The 15,358-nt window shown below is 64.6% G+C and carries 15 protein-coding genes and 3 pseudogenes; 15 read left to right on the forward strand and 3 right to left on the reverse strand.

The genetic code is table 11. From position 1 onward, the window contains the following. Positions 1–418 precede the first annotated feature (418 nt). The 3 genes from QFZ67_RS38630 (at position 419) to QFZ67_RS38640 (ending at position 3,070) form a co-directional block, all read left to right on the forward strand. Positions 419–1,192 carry a hypothetical protein gene (locus tag QFZ67_RS38630; protein WP_307665671.1) on the forward strand — a complete coding sequence of 258 codons (774 nt, stop codon included), beginning with the start codon at positions 419–421 and terminating at the stop codon, positions 1,190–1,192. An 86-nt stretch (positions 1,193–1,278) separates the two neighbouring features. Beyond that, positions 1,279–1,872 (forward strand): hypothetical protein, encoded by a 594-nt coding sequence (locus QFZ67_RS38635; protein ID WP_307665672.1) that lies wholly within the window; start codon positions 1,279–1,281, stop codon positions 1,870–1,872. Positions 1,873–1,891: 19 nt separating this feature from the next. Next, positions 1,892–3,070: a hypothetical protein gene (locus QFZ67_RS38640; RefSeq protein WP_307665673.1), complete on the forward strand. Its 1,179-nt coding sequence runs from the start codon at positions 1,892–1,894 to the stop codon at positions 3,068–3,070. Positions 3,071–3,150: 80 nt separating this feature from the next. On the opposite strand, the pseudogene QFZ67_RS38645 reads toward QFZ67_RS38640, so the two are convergent. Together QFZ67_RS38645 and QFZ67_RS38650 are read right to left on the reverse strand one after the other, a co-directional pair. After that, positions 3,151–3,594 (reverse strand): annotated as a pseudogene (locus tag QFZ67_RS38645) (transposase); the annotation flags it as partial. A 12-nt stretch (positions 3,595–3,606) separates the two neighbouring features. Next, complete coding sequence (locus tag QFZ67_RS38650) at positions 3,607–3,984, reverse strand: transposase (RefSeq protein ID WP_307665674.1); 378 nt, start codon at positions 3,982–3,984, stop codon at positions 3,607–3,609. A 698-nt stretch (positions 3,985–4,682) separates the two neighbouring features. Between QFZ67_RS38650 and QFZ67_RS38655 the strand changes: the two genes are divergently transcribed. The 12 genes and pseudogenes from QFZ67_RS38655 to QFZ67_RS38705 all read left to right on the forward strand — a co-directional run. Continuing rightward, positions 4,683–5,762, forward strand: a complete 1,080-nt coding sequence (locus QFZ67_RS38655) for a hypothetical protein (RefSeq protein WP_307665675.1) — start codon at positions 4,683–4,685, stop codon at positions 5,760–5,762. Positions 5,763–5,796: 34 nt separating this feature from the next. Further along, positions 5,797–7,152, forward strand: a complete 1,356-nt coding sequence (locus tag QFZ67_RS38660; protein WP_307665676.1) for a phenylacetate--CoA ligase family protein — start codon at positions 5,797–5,799, stop codon at positions 7,150–7,152. Then, positions 7,149–8,393 (forward strand): hypothetical protein, encoded by a 1,245-nt coding sequence (locus QFZ67_RS38665; protein WP_307665677.1) that lies wholly within the window; start codon positions 7,149–7,151, stop codon positions 8,391–8,393. The genes QFZ67_RS38660 and QFZ67_RS38665 overlap by 4 nt, the downstream gene beginning before the upstream one ends. Before the next feature lie 10 nt (positions 8,394–8,403). Next, the gene (locus tag QFZ67_RS38670; RefSeq protein WP_307665678.1) at positions 8,404–9,267 is read left to right on the forward strand and encodes a phytanoyl-CoA dioxygenase family protein; all 864 of its coding nucleotides are present in this window, start codon (positions 8,404–8,406) and stop codon (positions 9,265–9,267) included. Continuing rightward, positions 9,264–9,935, forward strand: coding sequence for an ABC transporter ATP-binding protein (locus tag QFZ67_RS38675; protein WP_307665679.1), 672 nt, complete (start codon positions 9,264–9,266; stop codon positions 9,933–9,935). The genes QFZ67_RS38670 and QFZ67_RS38675 overlap by 4 nt, the downstream gene beginning before the upstream one ends. Next, entirely contained in the window at positions 9,911–10,648 is a 738-nt protein-coding gene (locus QFZ67_RS38680; RefSeq protein WP_307665680.1) for a hypothetical protein, read from the forward strand. Before QFZ67_RS38675 ends, QFZ67_RS38680 begins: the two co-directional genes overlap by 25 nt. A 50-nt stretch (positions 10,649–10,698) precedes the next feature. After that, entirely contained in the window at positions 10,699–11,394 is a 696-nt protein-coding gene (locus QFZ67_RS38685) for a hypothetical protein (RefSeq protein WP_307665681.1), read from the forward strand. Positions 11,395–11,896: 502 nt separating this feature from the next. Beyond that, positions 11,897–12,124: pseudogene (locus QFZ67_RS39290) on the forward strand (DUF6192 family protein); the annotation flags it as partial. Positions 12,125–12,146: 22 nt separating this feature from the next. Continuing rightward, positions 12,147–12,314, forward strand: coding sequence for a DUF6192 family protein (locus QFZ67_RS38690; protein ID WP_307665682.1), 168 nt, complete (start codon positions 12,147–12,149; stop codon positions 12,312–12,314). Positions 12,315–12,406: 92 nt separating this feature from the next. After that, positions 12,407–12,724, forward strand: coding sequence for a hypothetical protein (locus QFZ67_RS38695; RefSeq protein ID WP_307665683.1), 318 nt, complete (start codon positions 12,407–12,409; stop codon positions 12,722–12,724). Positions 12,725–12,799: 75 nt separating this feature from the next. Next, the gene (locus QFZ67_RS38700; protein ID WP_307665684.1) at positions 12,800–13,189 is read left to right on the forward strand and encodes a transposase; all 390 of its coding nucleotides are present in this window, start codon (positions 12,800–12,802) and stop codon (positions 13,187–13,189) included. 12 nt (positions 13,190–13,201) lie between these two features. Further along, positions 13,202–13,657, forward strand: a pseudogene (locus tag QFZ67_RS38705) (transposase); the annotation flags it as partial. 99 nt (positions 13,658–13,756) lie between these two features. Here QFZ67_RS38705 and QFZ67_RS38710 read toward each other — a convergent pair. Then, a complete protein-coding gene (locus QFZ67_RS38710) occupies positions 13,757–15,049 on the reverse strand; it encodes an MFS transporter (RefSeq protein WP_307665685.1) in 1,293 nt (430 codons plus the stop codon). Positions 15,050–15,358 lie beyond the last annotated feature (309 nt).

Here is a 15,358-nt window from a genome sequence, read left to right on the forward strand (position 1 = left end):
AGTCGATTTCGCAGTTGCTCCCATGATTCATCAACAGGCATCCCGCCATCTTGCCCGATCGGATCTATGGCTGGAGATCTTCGTGGAGTCCTTCGATCCTGCGACTCGGTCCGGGGTGGGTTCCCCTTACCTCCACCAGGCTCCAGCCCGGGTGTTCCTCTGAGACTTTGGTGTCCCGGCCCTCGGTTCTGGCATCGATACACTCCTCTCATTAGCGCATACGTTCGGGTGCTGCGGTCATAAACGAGGAGATTCGGTGTCGGCGGTCGTTGAGATACAGAGGGTCTGGAGGCCGCCTACTACGAATCTCTGGGCAGGGCAACGCCCTCTGTGGTGGACTGTTGGCCCGACAGGAGAACTTGCTGTTCTGCTCGTCCATCGGAAGTACCTACGCCGAAGCCGCTACATCAAGGGCTGGGTGGGATGGGGCCCGACGGTCCCGTTCGACGGGGTGCTGGTGATTCGCCAGGCTGACGGATCAGTTCAACGCCGGCTGATCAAGGACGTACAGTTCCGGCCCAGCCACATCGCCCTCCTCCCGGACTCCCGACTCCTCGTAGCAAGCGGTCGTACACGCAAGGAGGACACGGGCTCGTGGAAGCCGAACGCCGTGGTGCTCTCCCTGAAGAGCGGCGAGCAGGAGGACACCTTCTGCATCGGCGACGACATCCCTGCGTTGGTGACCGATCACGGCGGATCGATCTGGACGGCCTACGGGGATGAAGGCATCTACGGAGGGCATCCGCAGTCGGCAGCCGGGCTTGCCGGCTGGAGTGCCGAAGGGGAAGCAACCTGGACCCCAGAAGGTCGCCTTCCTGACGCGCCGTTGGAGGGCTGCACCGCCGCCACCGAGGGCGACCGGGTATGGCTGATCTGGTACTCCGGCAGCCAGCGCGGCGGCACGTTCCTGACGCGGATCACCCCCTCCACGGGTGAGGTGACCAGCTGGCCCAGCCCGGTACGGGATCCGGACGGATTCGCCGTACGCGGCCATCGAGCAGTCCTGACCAAGCGCGTCCACAACCAGCGGGCAACCGAAGTGGTCCGAGCTGAGCTGGTCGGCGAAAGCTGGAACGTGACCGAGCGGCGCAAGATACGAGTGCCCGGGCGGGTTGTCATGCGCTGCGGTCAAGGACGTGATGGCTTTCTTTGGCTTCGCGCCGGCGACTCCTGGCTTCGTATCGAAGTCTGATACACCGCGCCGAACGTCGCGACTGCTCGATGGGGTCATCGGGCAGCTCCTGCCGTCGGCAGGAGACCGTGGTCCAGAATCAGGGCATGGACGTCCCTAAGCTGCTGGAAGCCGCTTCCCTACTGGTTCCTGAGGAGACCGCCACCGAGAACGACATCACGGTGAACGATGTCTGGGAGTACCTCACTCGGGACGAGTGGGAAGTGGCCCTCGGGCTGCTGGAAGAACTCGGTGACGTCCAACCGCTGCCACTCAGCTTCTGGCAAACCCTGGCCACCGCAGCCAAACAGATGCGACTGGACAAGAGTGCGGCCTGGTGCCATTGGCGCTGCTACGAGACTCGCAACGGCATCATCCGAGCCGGTCTCACCCTCCGCCCGGCCACCGAAGCAAAACGGCAAACGCCCATCTCCGGTGCTGGCGTCCTGCGACCGATGTGGAACATCGGAAACCGAACCCCGACCGGCGAACCGGCCCTCAACATCGCCCAACTCTGGGTGGAGTTCACGCCCTTGCTGGAGCCCGGTGGGCAAGCCTCGGTACGACTTGCTCCTCTTGACCCCTCGCAGTGGCAGCACCTTCAGCCCGGCCAAGTGATCACTATGCACGAGGACCGATCCGTGGCAGGTGCGGCGGTTGTCCTTGAGGTTCATCGACCTACGACCACATCCACCGCATAGAAACGAGCGCCGTCGGCTCGTGCCGTTAGTGCAGAGAAGCGTCTTCGCCTCCTGCGGCCAGGAAGCCTTCTTCGAAGGGCACGTGCACGCGCTCCGCACGCTGGGCGGTGTCCCGCGAAGCAAGATCCGCTACGACAACCTGAAGTCGGCCGTCGCCCAGGTGCTGGGCCTGAACAGGGCCCGGGTGGAGACCGACCGGTGGATCGCCTTCCGCTCGCACTTCAACATCGAGAGCTTCTACTGCCGCCCCGGAATCGAAGGCGCCCACGAGAAGGGCGGCGTCGAAGGGATGATCGGCTACTTCCGCCGCAACCACTTCACCCCGCTCCCGGAAGTCGACTCCCTCGCCGAGCTGAACGAGAGGGTCGACCAGTGGGACCTGCACGACGGGCACCGGAGGATCGGTTCACGGCCGCGAACCGTCAACGAGTACTTCGCCGTCGAACAGCCACTGCTGATGCCGCTGCCGGAAGAGCCGTTCGAGACGGGCCGGCTGTTCACTCCGCGGGTTGACCGATACAGCCAGATCGCCGTCCGCACCAACCGCTACTCCGTCCCGACCCGCCTGATCGGCAAGCGGGTGCGGGTTGTCCTGCACGCCTCTCACCTGGTGGTTTACGACAGGAACGTCGAGGTGGCCCGGCACGAGAGGCTGATTGCGAAGGGCAGCTGCCGCCTGGACCTGGACCACTATCTCGAAGCCCTCATCCGCAAGCCCGGCGCCTTCCCCGGTGCCACGGCCCTGGAACAGGCCCGGTCCGCAGGCAAGTTCACCCCGGTCCACGACGCCTGGTGGGCCCAGGCCCGCAAGGTCCACGGCGAGCGGGACGGCACCCGGGCGTTGATCGAGGTCCTGCTGCTGAACCGGCACCTCGCCCACGAGCACGTGGTCGCGGGCCTGGCCACCGCACTGCGGGTCGGCGCCCTGACTGCCGACGCCGTCGCGCTGGAAGCCCGCAAAGCCGCCCAGACGGAGGACGAGCCAACCATCGCCGCCTCAGCCCCGGGGCTCACCGGCGAGACGCCGGCCACCGTCACCTCGCTGCACGAGTGGCGCCTCGCGCACCTCCCGCCGGACACCAGACCGCTGCCGTCGGTGACCCCCTATGACCAACTGCTCCGACGCCGCCGCACCAGCGGCAGCGACCACCATGAGAAGCTGTGTCACATCTCCTTTCCGCAGGTCACGGCGGTATGAAGGACGGTGGTGATCCCGTTTGCCGTTCGGTTGGGCGTCGATGGTCGTTGTTCCGAACGGCAGCGGCAACGCGCTGGTGTTCAGGCGGCTGCGAGGGTGTCCGACGACGCCTCGGTCTGGCGGCGGGGGCGGGACATGAGGGTGATGAACGCCCACTGGATGTGGGCTTCGGCGTGGGACATGAGCCGTTCGTAGTCCCTTGCGTTGCGTCGGGCCCGCATCGTCCACGAGTTGCTCCGTTCCACCACCCACCTCTTGGGCAGCAGGACGAAGCCCTTGGTGTCCTTGGGGCGGGGGACGACCTTGATCGTGATGCCCAGGGTGTCCTGGGCCCAGGTGCTGAACTCCTCGCCTCCGTAGCCGTTGTCCGTCCAGACCAGGACGATTTCGGGGTGTTCGGCGTGGAGGCGGGTGAGCAGGATGCGGGCCGCGTCGCGGTCCTGGACGTCGGCGGGGGTGACGAGCAGGTCGACGAGCAGGCCGTCCTGGTCAACGAGGAGATGCCGCTTCCGCCCATTTATATGCTTGTTTGCGTCTTATCCTCGCGTCGCGTTCGACACGGTCTCCGCACCTTTGACGGACTGGGAGTCCACGATCACCCGGACCGGCCAGGGACAGCGCCGACGGCGCAGCCGCAACCGTCGGCGGAGCTGGTCAAGGATCCTCTTGAGCACGTCGGCCTTTGCCCAGCGGGCGAAGTATCCGAACACGGTGCGCCACGGGATGCCGAAGTCGGCGGGCAGCGCCCTCCACTTCGCACCGTTGTCGGTGATGTAGCGGATGGCGTCGACCACGCGGCGCCTAGGCCACTTCTCCGGGGCCCCGCGCCTAAAACGTAGGACCAGCTTCTGACACAGGGCGACCTGCAGGAACGTGATCACGCTCTGACCGTCGACCTGCGGTGTCACATCCATGCTTGTGAGACTGCTCGTCCTGTCTCCCGGCATGGGCCGGCCAGCCAGCGCCGGAGGTCAGCCAGTGGCAGCGGCTGCACCTGATCGCCCAGCGCGTGAGCCAGCACCTGCGGCTCAGAGACATGGCCGCGGCCTGCCTCTACGAGGCGGCCGCCTCCTGCATTACCGAAGGCCCGGGATGGATTCCAATGTGCGGCGCTTTCAGTGGCCACAATGGAGCGATTGCCCCAAAAGGCTTTGGTCCGCCACGCTGAGTTGCGGAAATTGTTCCCTATGGGGGGTCTATGTGTCACATAAAACGGCCGCAATGAACTCAACGAACACAACGAACACAAGGAGATTACTTTTCGCCGTCCCACGACCCCGAGTGGCTCAAAGGTGACTGCTGCAACTCCCGTGGATCGGCCATCCACAGCTTCGCAGCCTGGGATTACTCCGCACAGTCACATGATCGGAGGGTGGCGTTCCGATCACTCCATTTGGAGAGACTGTTGACACACGGATATCCCATTAATAAGTTTTCCTCGTCCTCGCAGGTAACGAGAACGAAGGGAGGCACTCATGCAGATCAAGAAGATTCTCCGCGACTTCCCCGCGTGAACGCGACGTAGGTGAGATGCCGGGGTGGAGTACTCAAAAAGACTCCACCCCGCCCCACCTATCGCGCCGTCCAGTTGCAGCGCCGCTCACCTTTTCTGGTGGAGAGAATTGTGAGAAATGTAGTCGTCGGGGTCGGGTCGATTGGCTCGCAGCACGCTCGTCACCTTCGAGATGCTGGGCACGATGTATTCACTGTGGATGTCAGTGGGGCGGCTGACGGGGGGCGCGTTTCCGATGTAGGCGAAGCGGCGAGTGTTGATGCCTGGGTTGTAGCTACACCAACCGCCAGTCATCTCGGCGTCGTCCGCGAGATACTCTCCGTCGCGCCGGAGGCTCGCATTCTCCTTGAGAAGCCGGCCTGTCATCACGAAGATCTTTCCGAGCTTGCTGATTGCTTGCGTCAGCATCCGGGGTCTCGTGTGATTGTCAACGATGTATACGGGCTAAGCCCAGCGGTCAGATCGTTCATTGACGAGCTGGAACCCGTCCAGTCGAACGACCCTATTTCCAAGATAATTATTGAGTTCACGAAGAACCGTCAGCAGGACGTGGCCAACGGGCGCTTCGTGGACACCGAGTACGGGGACGCAGGATACGAGTGGTTTCACATGCTCAGCCTCCTGGGGCGGCTTCTTCCCCGCCCACAGTTCGAGGCTTACCTGAAGGTCTCCCCGGGCGTCGTCACGCCTGAGATACGAACCCGCGTAGTGCTCGACGGCAAGAATCTGGTGGAAATTGACCTCTATGCGTCCGTTCGCGGACAGATCGCCTTCGGGCAGATCGCGGGATCAACTTTCTCCTCGCCGGAAGCCCGCCGGATCGTCCAATCCGGCCACATACCGTATGGATCCGAGCTGCGATATCGAATAGTACATGTTCTGATGCGGTCAGGAGCCTCAAAGACGCTCGTATTCGAGCCTGAGTACAAGTACTCCGAAGACTACAAGAATGTCCATGTGATACGCGGCCGCGGCTTCCCCGAACATCGCTACATCCGAGTGTCCACCAACCACTTCAAGCATGCGGTGATCGCTCAGATAGACAGGTTGATGGGGGCAGGTGCGCAAACTGATCTACGCGAAGCAGAGCATTTCTACATGGCTATGCTGGCGCGCTGGGTGCGTACTTCGGCCGCCCTTTCCAACTCGAGCGACAGGAGGGAGTTTGTACATGTATGATTCATTCTTCGTGCGCCCTGGCCCGGGTGGGAGGATGTCGCTCGACGAATTTATGGAGAGACATCCGGAGCTCTCGTTCGATACCGCACGGGCGGCAGACGACAAGAAAGATACGCCGCATCTCGAGGCGTGCCTTCTTCATTTCACTGAGTACGTATCCGGGAAGGAAGGAGGGAATTTCACGTGGACGGCTGACGTGCGCAGACAGGTATCTCGGCACCCGGTCTATCGGCGCCCTGCATACTCCGTCGACGAGTTTGGAACGCTCCCGACCCTCAGCAGGTCGGAACTGCGCAAACTGCGCGAACCGTTCGATTACGAGGCATCCGGCACCACCACCGCGTACGGGGACCAGACATCCGGGACATCCGGAGCACCTCTGACGGTCGTCTACAGCCCCCGGTTCATGTCTCAGTACCTGCATCTCAACATGTTCAAGGTTGCGATCCGCGCTGGCATCCGAGACCTCGGCGGGCGACAGGTCTTCGCGGTCACCATCACCGACAACCCGTCACTCGGGGCAGGGGTCATCATCCCTGACCCCCTCGACCTGGTGGGCCTGCGGCTCATCTGGTACGTGGACCCCAGTGATCCCCAGTCGATCGCACGCCTGACGACGTTCCTCCGAGAGTTCGACCCGGAGGTGCTCTCGTCCAAGCCGAACCTGCTCCAGATGCTCCTCGACCACTGGGAAACCGAGAGCCCGGAACCACCGTGCGGCCCGCGGTTCGCCGTCTCCGGCGGCGCCATGCTCCCTGATGCGTTGAGGCAGCAGATGGCTGACTACTTCGGCTGCCCCGTGATCAGCGCCTACGCCATCAGCGAGGCCGGCTACCTGGGGTCGGAGTGTGAACGTCAGAAGATCCACCTCGACGAATCGCTGCACGAGAGGTTCGAGATCCTGCCGGCCGAAGGGGCGGCGGACACCGAACCCAGCGCAGGCGACTCGGGCGAGCTCGCCGTCACCTCCCTGAGCAACCTGTGCATGCCACTGGTGAGGTACAGGGTCGGTGACCTCGCCACGATGTCGCGTAACACCTGCGCGTGCGGGGCCCCCGGCCCTGTGCTCGACGAGCTCCAGGGCCGCACCACGCTCGTCTTCGACCTAGGCGGGGGTCATGTCCTGTCGCCGACGCGCTACATGGACTTGTTCAAGGAACATCCTGAACTCCGGGAGTACCAGCTCACACAGCGCGACACCCGGTCATTCCTGCTCAGGATCGAACTAGCGGACGACGTCGCCCCGTCCAGTCGGCCGGTGATCTACACGCGGATCCAAAACGCCATCTCGGCAGGTATGCCCGTGGCGGTTGAGATCGCCTGGGAAGAACACACCTTCGCACCAGAAGGTGCAAAGTTCGCACGATTCCGAAGTGAGGTCAGCGCGTGATCGAGAACATCATCAAGGACTTCGAGAAGCTCATCAGGCTCGTTCCCGACCTACTGACAGCCGTCACTGCCAACAGCACGTCCACTGAAGAACTCCACGACACGGTGGTCCAAGCCCTGCGGACCGACCCCGACGCCCGGCACAGTTTTCACCGCGCGTGCTGCTTCGAAACCCCGTTCGGTGAAAGCTGGGTACACGAGGCCGGAAAGGACAGCCCCTACCTGTCCCTCGACCTGGCCGCCGAGGCCCTCGACGCGACCCAGTACCGCGCACTTCTCGCGGACGTACTCATGTCCACATCAACCACCATCCCCTACGACTACCGGGCCCTCGCCGCGGAACGCCTCGTGGAGATCGGCCTTGGTGAGACCGAGGACGCGCTGCGCCGTGTCCTGGCGCCCACCGACGGCATCCCCGAACGCACTCTGGAGATGAAGCTCGACGTCCGCACCGATGGAATAGACCACCTGTTCGATATACCGCTTGACATCGAGGGGCGCCTGGATCTGCTCAAGGAAGCCAGCGCCATCAAGTGCCGTGAGAGCCGTAAACTCCTCGCTCTTCGCGTCCTGGAACGCAGCGGCAAAAGCGGCCAGGCCGAGGAATCGGGGCGTGTGAGCAACTACGCGTCGGACACGGCAGAGCAGTTGATCCGCCAGGACGTCGGAACGTCCATGGTCTCGGCCACGGACTATCTCGTCCCCTGGGATCAGATCCTGGCTTCCGCCGGCGGCGCCGACGACGGACTGACGCTGGCGGAGCTGCTCCGCATCGTGCTCCTCGCCCCCGAGTTCAAGCTTCCCGACACGACGGTGCGGCCGGTACTCGTCGCCTTCTACCGTTCCGTTTTGCGGATCAGCGGACGGTCGATCGTCGGGCTGGGCTCGGGAGTCTTCTATGTCGAGCACGGCGCCGACGCGAACCCGTCGTACTTCTACATGGGACGCGACGTCGTGCTGGGCAAGGGCTGCACGATCGACTGCGTCGGCGGCGCGGTCCTGCAGCAGGGCGCCTTCCTGGGCGGAGGGTTCATGCCCGTCCTCATCCACACGCACAAGCACATCCGCAAGCCCGGCGAACCCGGGGCGGCAGAACGCAAGCAGGTGCTGCCCGCCCTGTTCGTCGCCGAGGCCGGGGCGCGCCTGCCGATGGACGCGATCGGGATCTTCGAGACCGCCAACTACCTCGGACTCGGCGAAAGTCCCTACGACGGCATCTACGCCGTCGCCCTGACCAAGTAGGAGCCCTGACATGCCTGACGATGACCTCATTCCCGCGCCCCAGGGATTCGACCAGGAATCGTGGGCCAGGTTCGCTCGGGACGGCATCCTCGTCGTCGAGGACGCCCTCAAACCCGACCAGGTCCAGAGCCTGACCGAAGCCCTTGAGGAACAGCCGCGGCCGACCGGCTGGAACATCGTCGAATCCGACCCGCGCCTTGCCGAGATGATCGACGCTCCGGCCCACATCGGTTACGTGTACGACGTCTACGGCGACATGCTGAAGCTGCTGCGCAGCGAGTTCTTCAAGCGAGAGCCCGGTCAGGAGATCCGTAACCTCTGGCACTTCGACGGACCGCGAGTGCTGCCGTTCGACGTCTTCGGATCCGCAGCCCCCCTGCGGATCAAGGTGGGCTACTGGCTGACCGCCCTGACACACGAGGACATGGGCAACCTCGTGTACATACCCGGCAGCCATCGCCGAGCGGTCGTGGACCAGTACCACACGCATGAACCGCACCCGGATGAACAGCAACTCCACGTGCGGCCAGGGGCCATGACGCTCATGTGGGGCGGCTTGCAGCACAGGGTCGCCGAGAACCGAAGCGAGATCACGCGCCTCAACGCCTTCTTCGAGTACGGCCCCTCGTGGATCGTCACCAGTGACAGGGTCCGGTCCGATCCCGAATGGGTCTCGTCTCTCACCCGTACCCGCCGGATCCTCATGCGGGACTACGAACACCCCAACAACATGATCAAACTGCCTTCGGCAGACGTCCCCCTGTTCCTGCCCCGCCCGGGCGAGACGGATCCCCACCAGGGCCGGTACCAGGACCACGTACCCCTGGCACTGCGCCGGCGCAGCACCTGGCTCGAACAGCAGGGGATCCTGTGACGACACCAGGGCTGCAGCTCAAAGACGTCTCGTACCGCTACCCGCGCGCCAGCAAGTCCGACTACGTGATCCGCGAGGCCACCGTCGACATCCCCGACGGGGAAGCCGTGGGCCTTGTCGGACCCAACGGCTCGGGCAAGAGCACCCTGCTCAAAGTGCTCGCCAACCTCCTGCGGCCGACCTCCGGTGAGATTCTCTACCAGGGGCGCCGGCTGAAGGTGAACGACCAGGCTTTCCGTGCATCCCTGAACTACTGCGCCGGCGCGCCCCAGGGATTCTATCCACGGCTCACCGGCGGCGAGAACCTTCGCTTCTTCTCCGGCATGAAAGGCCGTATGTTCACACGTGAAGAAGCCGAAGTCTTGCTGGAAACCGTAGGGCTGAAGAACAACGCGGACACCGTTTACTCGAAGTTCTCGCTCGGGATGCGCCAGCGCCTGCACATAGCCTGTCTCCTCATCGAGCCCGCCAGCCTGTGGATTCTGGATGAGCCCACCACCGGCCTCGACGCCGAAGGCGTCGAGATGCTGGAGTCCATCCTGTCAAGATCGACCAACAAGACACGCATCATCGTCAGTCACGATGCCGATTTCATCGACAGAATGACCACCCGCCGGATCGTGATCGAAGGAGGGGGGCTGAAGTGTCACGATTCTTCATTTTCCTGATCAGGGTCCAGTGGATCGACCGCCTCGCCACCTCCTCATTCCTGATCGGCATCACCGTCCAGACAGCCCTCCTCACGCTGGCCCTCTATCACGCCGCGGAAAACCAGCAGACCGTCATGGTGTTCGCCACCCGGGCATCACTGCTGACATGCACATCGATCGTCCTGCTCTCCGCCATGTCCAACATCCAGAACGAATTCCGCTACGGAACCATAGAACGCGTACTCCTGGGCAAGGTGCCGTTCTCCCGGCTCCTCGCCGTACGCTCCGCCTCGGCCGCGATCGTCGCTTCACCCGCCATCGTTGTGCCGTTCATCGGAGCGGTAGCCCGATTCCCCGACATGCTCACCCCGCGAACCGTCCTGCTGGTCGCCATGGTGTACATATTCCTGGGATCACTCTGCTACCAAGCGACCCTCGTTCTGTGCCAGTTCAGAAACGCGGCCTCCATGGTCCCCTGGATAAGAATGGTGCTGCTCTTCCTCGGTTTGTCGGTCATCCCGTTCGAAGGATCGGAAGCCGTCTCCCTGCTCCTGCCCACCGGCTGGATGCTGCGATTCGCCGAGGCAGGAAGCACTGAACAAGCACTGCTCTTCCTGGCAGCATTCCTGCTGGTCACCCTTACCTGGACCGGGGGCATCTGGAAGGCCTTCGGTGCACGGTCCATGAAGGTCGTGGAGAAGAATATGACCGATGGGGCGGAAGCGACATGATGGAAGGTACCGCAAGCCCTGAAAGTCGCCTCCCAGCCCCAGCCGAGAAGATGTCAAACGCATGGCTGATGTCACGACTTGTTCTGCGCAACAAAATTCGCCGTGAAGGCCCCGGCCAATTCTGTTCCAGAATCACCATACTCGCCCTGCTCAATGTCGTGCTGCTGTCCGCGCTCTTCACCACAGCCTCGGGCAGCTCCTTCGACCTGGCGATGCTGTCACAGCAGTACACCTACTTCATCCCCCTGCTGGCCATGACCGCAGCCGTGGGTTCCTGGGAGATGGAGCTACTGTCCGGCGTCGGCGAAAGGTATCTCCAGAAGCCCTCGATGATGTGGCCCACTCGCCTGCTGATCGCCGCAGTCGAGTGCGCGGTTCCCTATCTCGTATTTATCATTCTTATCGGCATATGGGGTGGGCCCGACACGTTCTCACACATAGTCACAGCAACACTCATGCTCGTCACATTCTCTCTCTTCGGTGCCGCCTTCGGTTTCTGTATCGGATTCCGCCACGAGAAGGCTGTAAACAACTTCCTCAACTACATTCCTTGGGTTCTGGGATTCGGCCCCGGACCGTTCTTCGGGAATGACGCCTCCGGACCCGCTCGCTTGCTTCCAGGAGGCTTCTCCTCCACAGGAGACTTCGGTCTCGAGTGGCTGAAAATGGGAGTGATTGCCGCGCTCGCCTTCTGGATCAGCGCCTGGGGAAGCCGCGCCCGCCGCCACCGCTTCTACACCCGATGACCGGTCGTTGTGCTCTGGCTAAGAACTGTGTCTGAGGGCTGCATGACAAGGTGAGCCGTAATTCAGTGCAGCTCAGGGGCTTGTCGCTTCGGGCGGATCCGCCCGAAGCGACGACTGGGCGGAAGCTGATGCCGGTCGTACGGTGAGTGCATGGGCAGGGACTGCGTCCCCCGGCTGAGGCTGGTCGTGGTCACTGACGACGACCCCGGTCCACGGTTATGCCGTGGGTGCGGTGGGCCGTTGATGCCGTCGGTGAAGGCGACGGCGGCGTTCTGTTCGTCGGCCTGCCGTTCGCGGCACTGGCGTCGGCTGCGGCGCACGAGGGCGAGGACCGAGGCGGTCCAGGCCGCCCGGACGGCGAACTGTCCGGAGTGCGGCGCGAGTTGGACGGTCGGGGTGGAGCATCCCGCCTCGGCACGGTACTGCTCTCCCCGTTGTCGCAAACGGTCTTGGCACCGGCGGCGCACGCAGCCGGGAGGGGTGTGAGACCGCGCGCTCCGTTATGGCAGGGCCGCTTCACGCGCCGGGCCCGTGCACCGACTTCCTGCGCCGTCCGGCAGTCGCCAACAAGGCCATGGCCGATGACACCGCCCGGCACGCCGTTAATGAGGCGCAGTTCGACCGGTTCCGCCAGCAGGCCCAGTTCGGGCACGAGGAAGCCGCCCCACAGTTGCAGCGCATGGAGCACAGCGCCCAGTTCATGGACCTGGTCGCGGCATGCGCGCAGTTCGTCGCGACGGCCGGGAAGGATCGTGCCGAATCTTCGCGGCGAGCACTACGACGACGGCGAGCGCGAGACGATCGGGCGGGGGCTTTCGCGGGTACGCGCCGCGGCCGACTGGATCGAGAATGCCGTTACCCGCGGCGAGGTCGACCTGGACGAGCAGCTGGAGAAGCTGCTGAAGGGTTCGGGTGAGTAGGCGATGGGGCGGGGAGTCCCCGCTCACGTCCACGCCGAAGCGGTCCTCAGCGCCCTGCTGGAAGCCCGTCCCGCCTGACCATCGTCCAGCTGATGGCCGCCACCGAACGCACGCGCGCCCAGGTCCACACCGGGCTCGCGCATCTGCGCAAGGTCGCGGCGGCGAAGGGTCTTCCGCCCGTGACCTGGGACAAACGATGGGGATACCGCATGCTGGACGATGCCCCGGAGGTGTGGATCGGCTACGAACGGGCGTTCTTCGAGACCGTCCACCACCGGGTGGAGAACTTCATCGCCGGGACCCTCCTCCCGCACCAGAAGAAGACCCCGAACGACCCCTACATCCGCACGGTCATGGCGCAGATGGGTGCGATCGAGTCCACCCTTCAGCTGCTGGCCAGCCTGGAGTGAACCGGAACACGAGAGGCAACGGGCCGCGACCGCCCCGCAGTTGGCCCCATCCACCGGTCGCGGCCAGGCACCGTCATGCTGCTGCCCCGCTACCGCTACCCCTCCGACACCAGCGACGTCGAATGGGCTCTGCTCAAGGCACTCCTCCCGACTCCCGCCTGCCAGAAACCCAAGGGCGGCGCCCCGGAGAAATGGCCCCGGCGCCGCGTGGTCGACGCCATCAGGTACATCACCGACAACGGTGCGAAGTGGAGGGCGCTGCCCGCCGACTTCGGCATCCCGTGGCGCACCGTGTTCGGATACTTCGCCCGCTGGGCAAAGGCCGACGTGCTCAAGAGGATCCTTGACCAGCTCCGCCGACGGTTGCGGCTGCGCCGTCGGCGCTGTGCCTGGCCGGTCCGGGTGATCGTGGACTCCCAGTCCGTCAAAGGTGCGGAGACGGTGTCGAACGCGACGCGAGGATAAGACGCAAACAAGCATATAAATGGGCGGAAGCGGCATCTCCTGGTTGATCAGGACGGCCTGCTCGTCGACCTGCTCGTCACCCCCGCCGACGTCCAGGACCGCGACGCGGCCCGCATCCTGCTCACCCGCCTCCACGCCGAACACCCCGAAATCGTCCTGGTCTGGACGGACAACGGCTACGGAGGCGAGGAGTTCAGCACCTGGGCCCAGGACACCCTGGGCATCACGATCAAGGTCGTCCCCCGCCCCAAGGACACCAAGGGCTTCGTCCTGCTGCCCAAGAGGTGGGTGGTGGAACGGAGCAACTCGTGGACGATGCGGGCCCGACGCAACGCAAGGGACTACGAACGGCTCATGTCCCACGCCGAAGCCCACATCCAGTGGGCGTTCATCACCCTCATGTCCCGCCGCATGGCCCGCCCCCGCCGCCAGACCGAGGCGTCGTCGGACACCCTCGCAGCCGCCTGAACACCAGCGCGTTGCCGCTGCCGTTCGGAGCAACGACACCGCTTTACCCGCTGGCCGAGCCGGTCATCACGCAGTACACCCGAACTTGGCTCGGACCGTTCAGTCGCCGTCCCGGTTGATCTCGATCCGCCGAAGCGACGGCACGAGCAACGGCACGAGCATCGCCACCGCCGCCACCCCGCCGCCGGTGACGGCGACCGCCGCCGTTCCGAACGCCGCGGCGAGGACCGGCGCGGACAGCTGGCCAATGGGGATGGGCACGAAGGACCAGAATTCGTCGTGGGCGCCGACCCGGGAGAGCAGCCGCTCCGGGACGTGGGTGTAATTAACGGTCTCCCACACGACGGTGAAGAACTCGGAGGCCACTCCCGACACGAACGCCGCCGCGGCCAGCCAGACCGTGTTCGCGCCGGTGCCGAGCAGGATCAGCGGGACGGCGGCCAGCGTCATCGAGGACAGCGCCGGCACCATCGGCCGCCGCACCGTCAGCTTCACCATCACCACGCTGGCCAGCAGTGCCCCGACGCCGCGGGCGCTCAGCACCAGTCCCCAGCCCTCGGCGCCGATCGTGTCGTTCGCGATCACCGGGCCCAGGATCTGCCAGACACCCATGTTGACGGCGTTGAAGACGGCGAAGGCCAACGTCACCGTCCAGATCCACGGTTTGGAGCTGAAGTAGCTCCAGCCTTCCCGCAGTTCGCCGAGCATCGTCGGGCCGCCCTCGGTGCGCGGTGGCAGGTCGGGCAGCGACATCCGAGCGAAGAACGCGGCCGCCAGGAGGAAGGACGCGGCGTCGGCGGCGATCGCCCAGCCGCCTCCGACGGAAGCGGTCAGCAGGCCGGCTGCGGTCGGGCCAAGGATCCGAGTGGCGTTCCTGACGGACGCCAGCAGGGAACTGGCCTGCTGGAGGCCGCGTCCCGCCGCCAGATTCGAGACGATGCCGCGCAACGCGGGCTTGGTCAGTCCCTGGAAGATGCCGTTGAGGGCAGCCAGCGGCAGCAGGAACGCCGGGTGCTGGTGGGCCAGGAGGAGGAACGCGACGCCGACCTGGGTGAGGCCGGCGCCCAGGCTGGTGAGGCGCAGCACGGTGTCGCGCCGGTAGCGGTCGGCGATACCGCCGCCGAGGAGGAGCGTCGCGACCATCGGGACCAGGGCCGCAGTGGTGACCGCGGACAGCCAGGCCGCGCTGTCAGTGACCTCCAAGACGCCGAAGGCCAGGGCGACAGGCGACATGGCACTGCCAGCCATGGAAATCGACTGGCCGGCTAGGAACCACCGGAAGGCAGCGGAGCGGAGAGGCTGCCCGGACGCGAGACCGGTACTGGATACCGGTAATGCGTCACTTTCAGGTGGTTCAGGATCTCGATTTTCGGGCGCATCTGTTGCAGGCACAAGGGGCCACCTTGCCAGCGCATGCAGGGCACCTCAAGTGACTTTCATAGAGCGGTCGCACCGCTTCCGGGGTGGCGCTGCAGCGGCACCGGGCCGATGCCCAGGACGGCGTTGCCCCGGACGGTCCGGGACAGCAGCGCCTCCGCCGCACGGTGTCACGGCCCGCACCACCCGCGCCGCCACTCCGGTCCTGCCCTGCCGATCGCTTCACCGCCGCCTGGACGCCCATCCGAACGGAAACCCGGCAATCCCTCACAGCGGCAAGCCCATGACCAGCAGAAAGAGGTTCAGACACAGCTTCTAAGCTTG

Source organism: Streptomyces sp. V1I1 (assembly GCF_030817355.1).
In the GTDB taxonomy this organism is placed as follows: Bacteria; Actinomycetota; Actinomycetes; order Streptomycetales; family Streptomycetaceae; genus Streptomyces.

Coding starts and splice junctions, on each gene's coding strand:
- QFZ67_RS38635 (WP_307665672.1), top strand. CDS start 1,279: ATGGACGTCCCTAAGCTGCTGGAAGCCGCTTCCCTACTGGTTCCTGAG.
- QFZ67_RS38650 (WP_307665674.1), bottom strand. CDS start 3,984: ATGGATGTGACACCGCAGGTCGACGGTCAGAGCGTGATCACGTTCCTG.
- QFZ67_RS38660 (WP_307665676.1), top strand. CDS start 5,797: ATGTCGCTCGACGAATTTATGGAGAGACATCCGGAGCTCTCGTTCGAT.
- QFZ67_RS38670 (WP_307665678.1), top strand. CDS start 8,404: ATGCCTGACGATGACCTCATTCCCGCGCCCCAGGGATTCGACCAGGAA.
- QFZ67_RS38685 (WP_307665681.1), top strand. CDS start 10,699: ATGTCAAACGCATGGCTGATGTCACGACTTGTTCTGCGCAACAAAATT.
- QFZ67_RS38695 (WP_307665683.1), top strand. CDS start 12,407: ATGGCCGCCACCGAACGCACGCGCGCCCAGGTCCACACCGGGCTCGCG.
- QFZ67_RS38700 (WP_307665684.1), top strand. CDS start 12,800: ATGCTGCTGCCCCGCTACCGCTACCCCTCCGACACCAGCGACGTCGAA.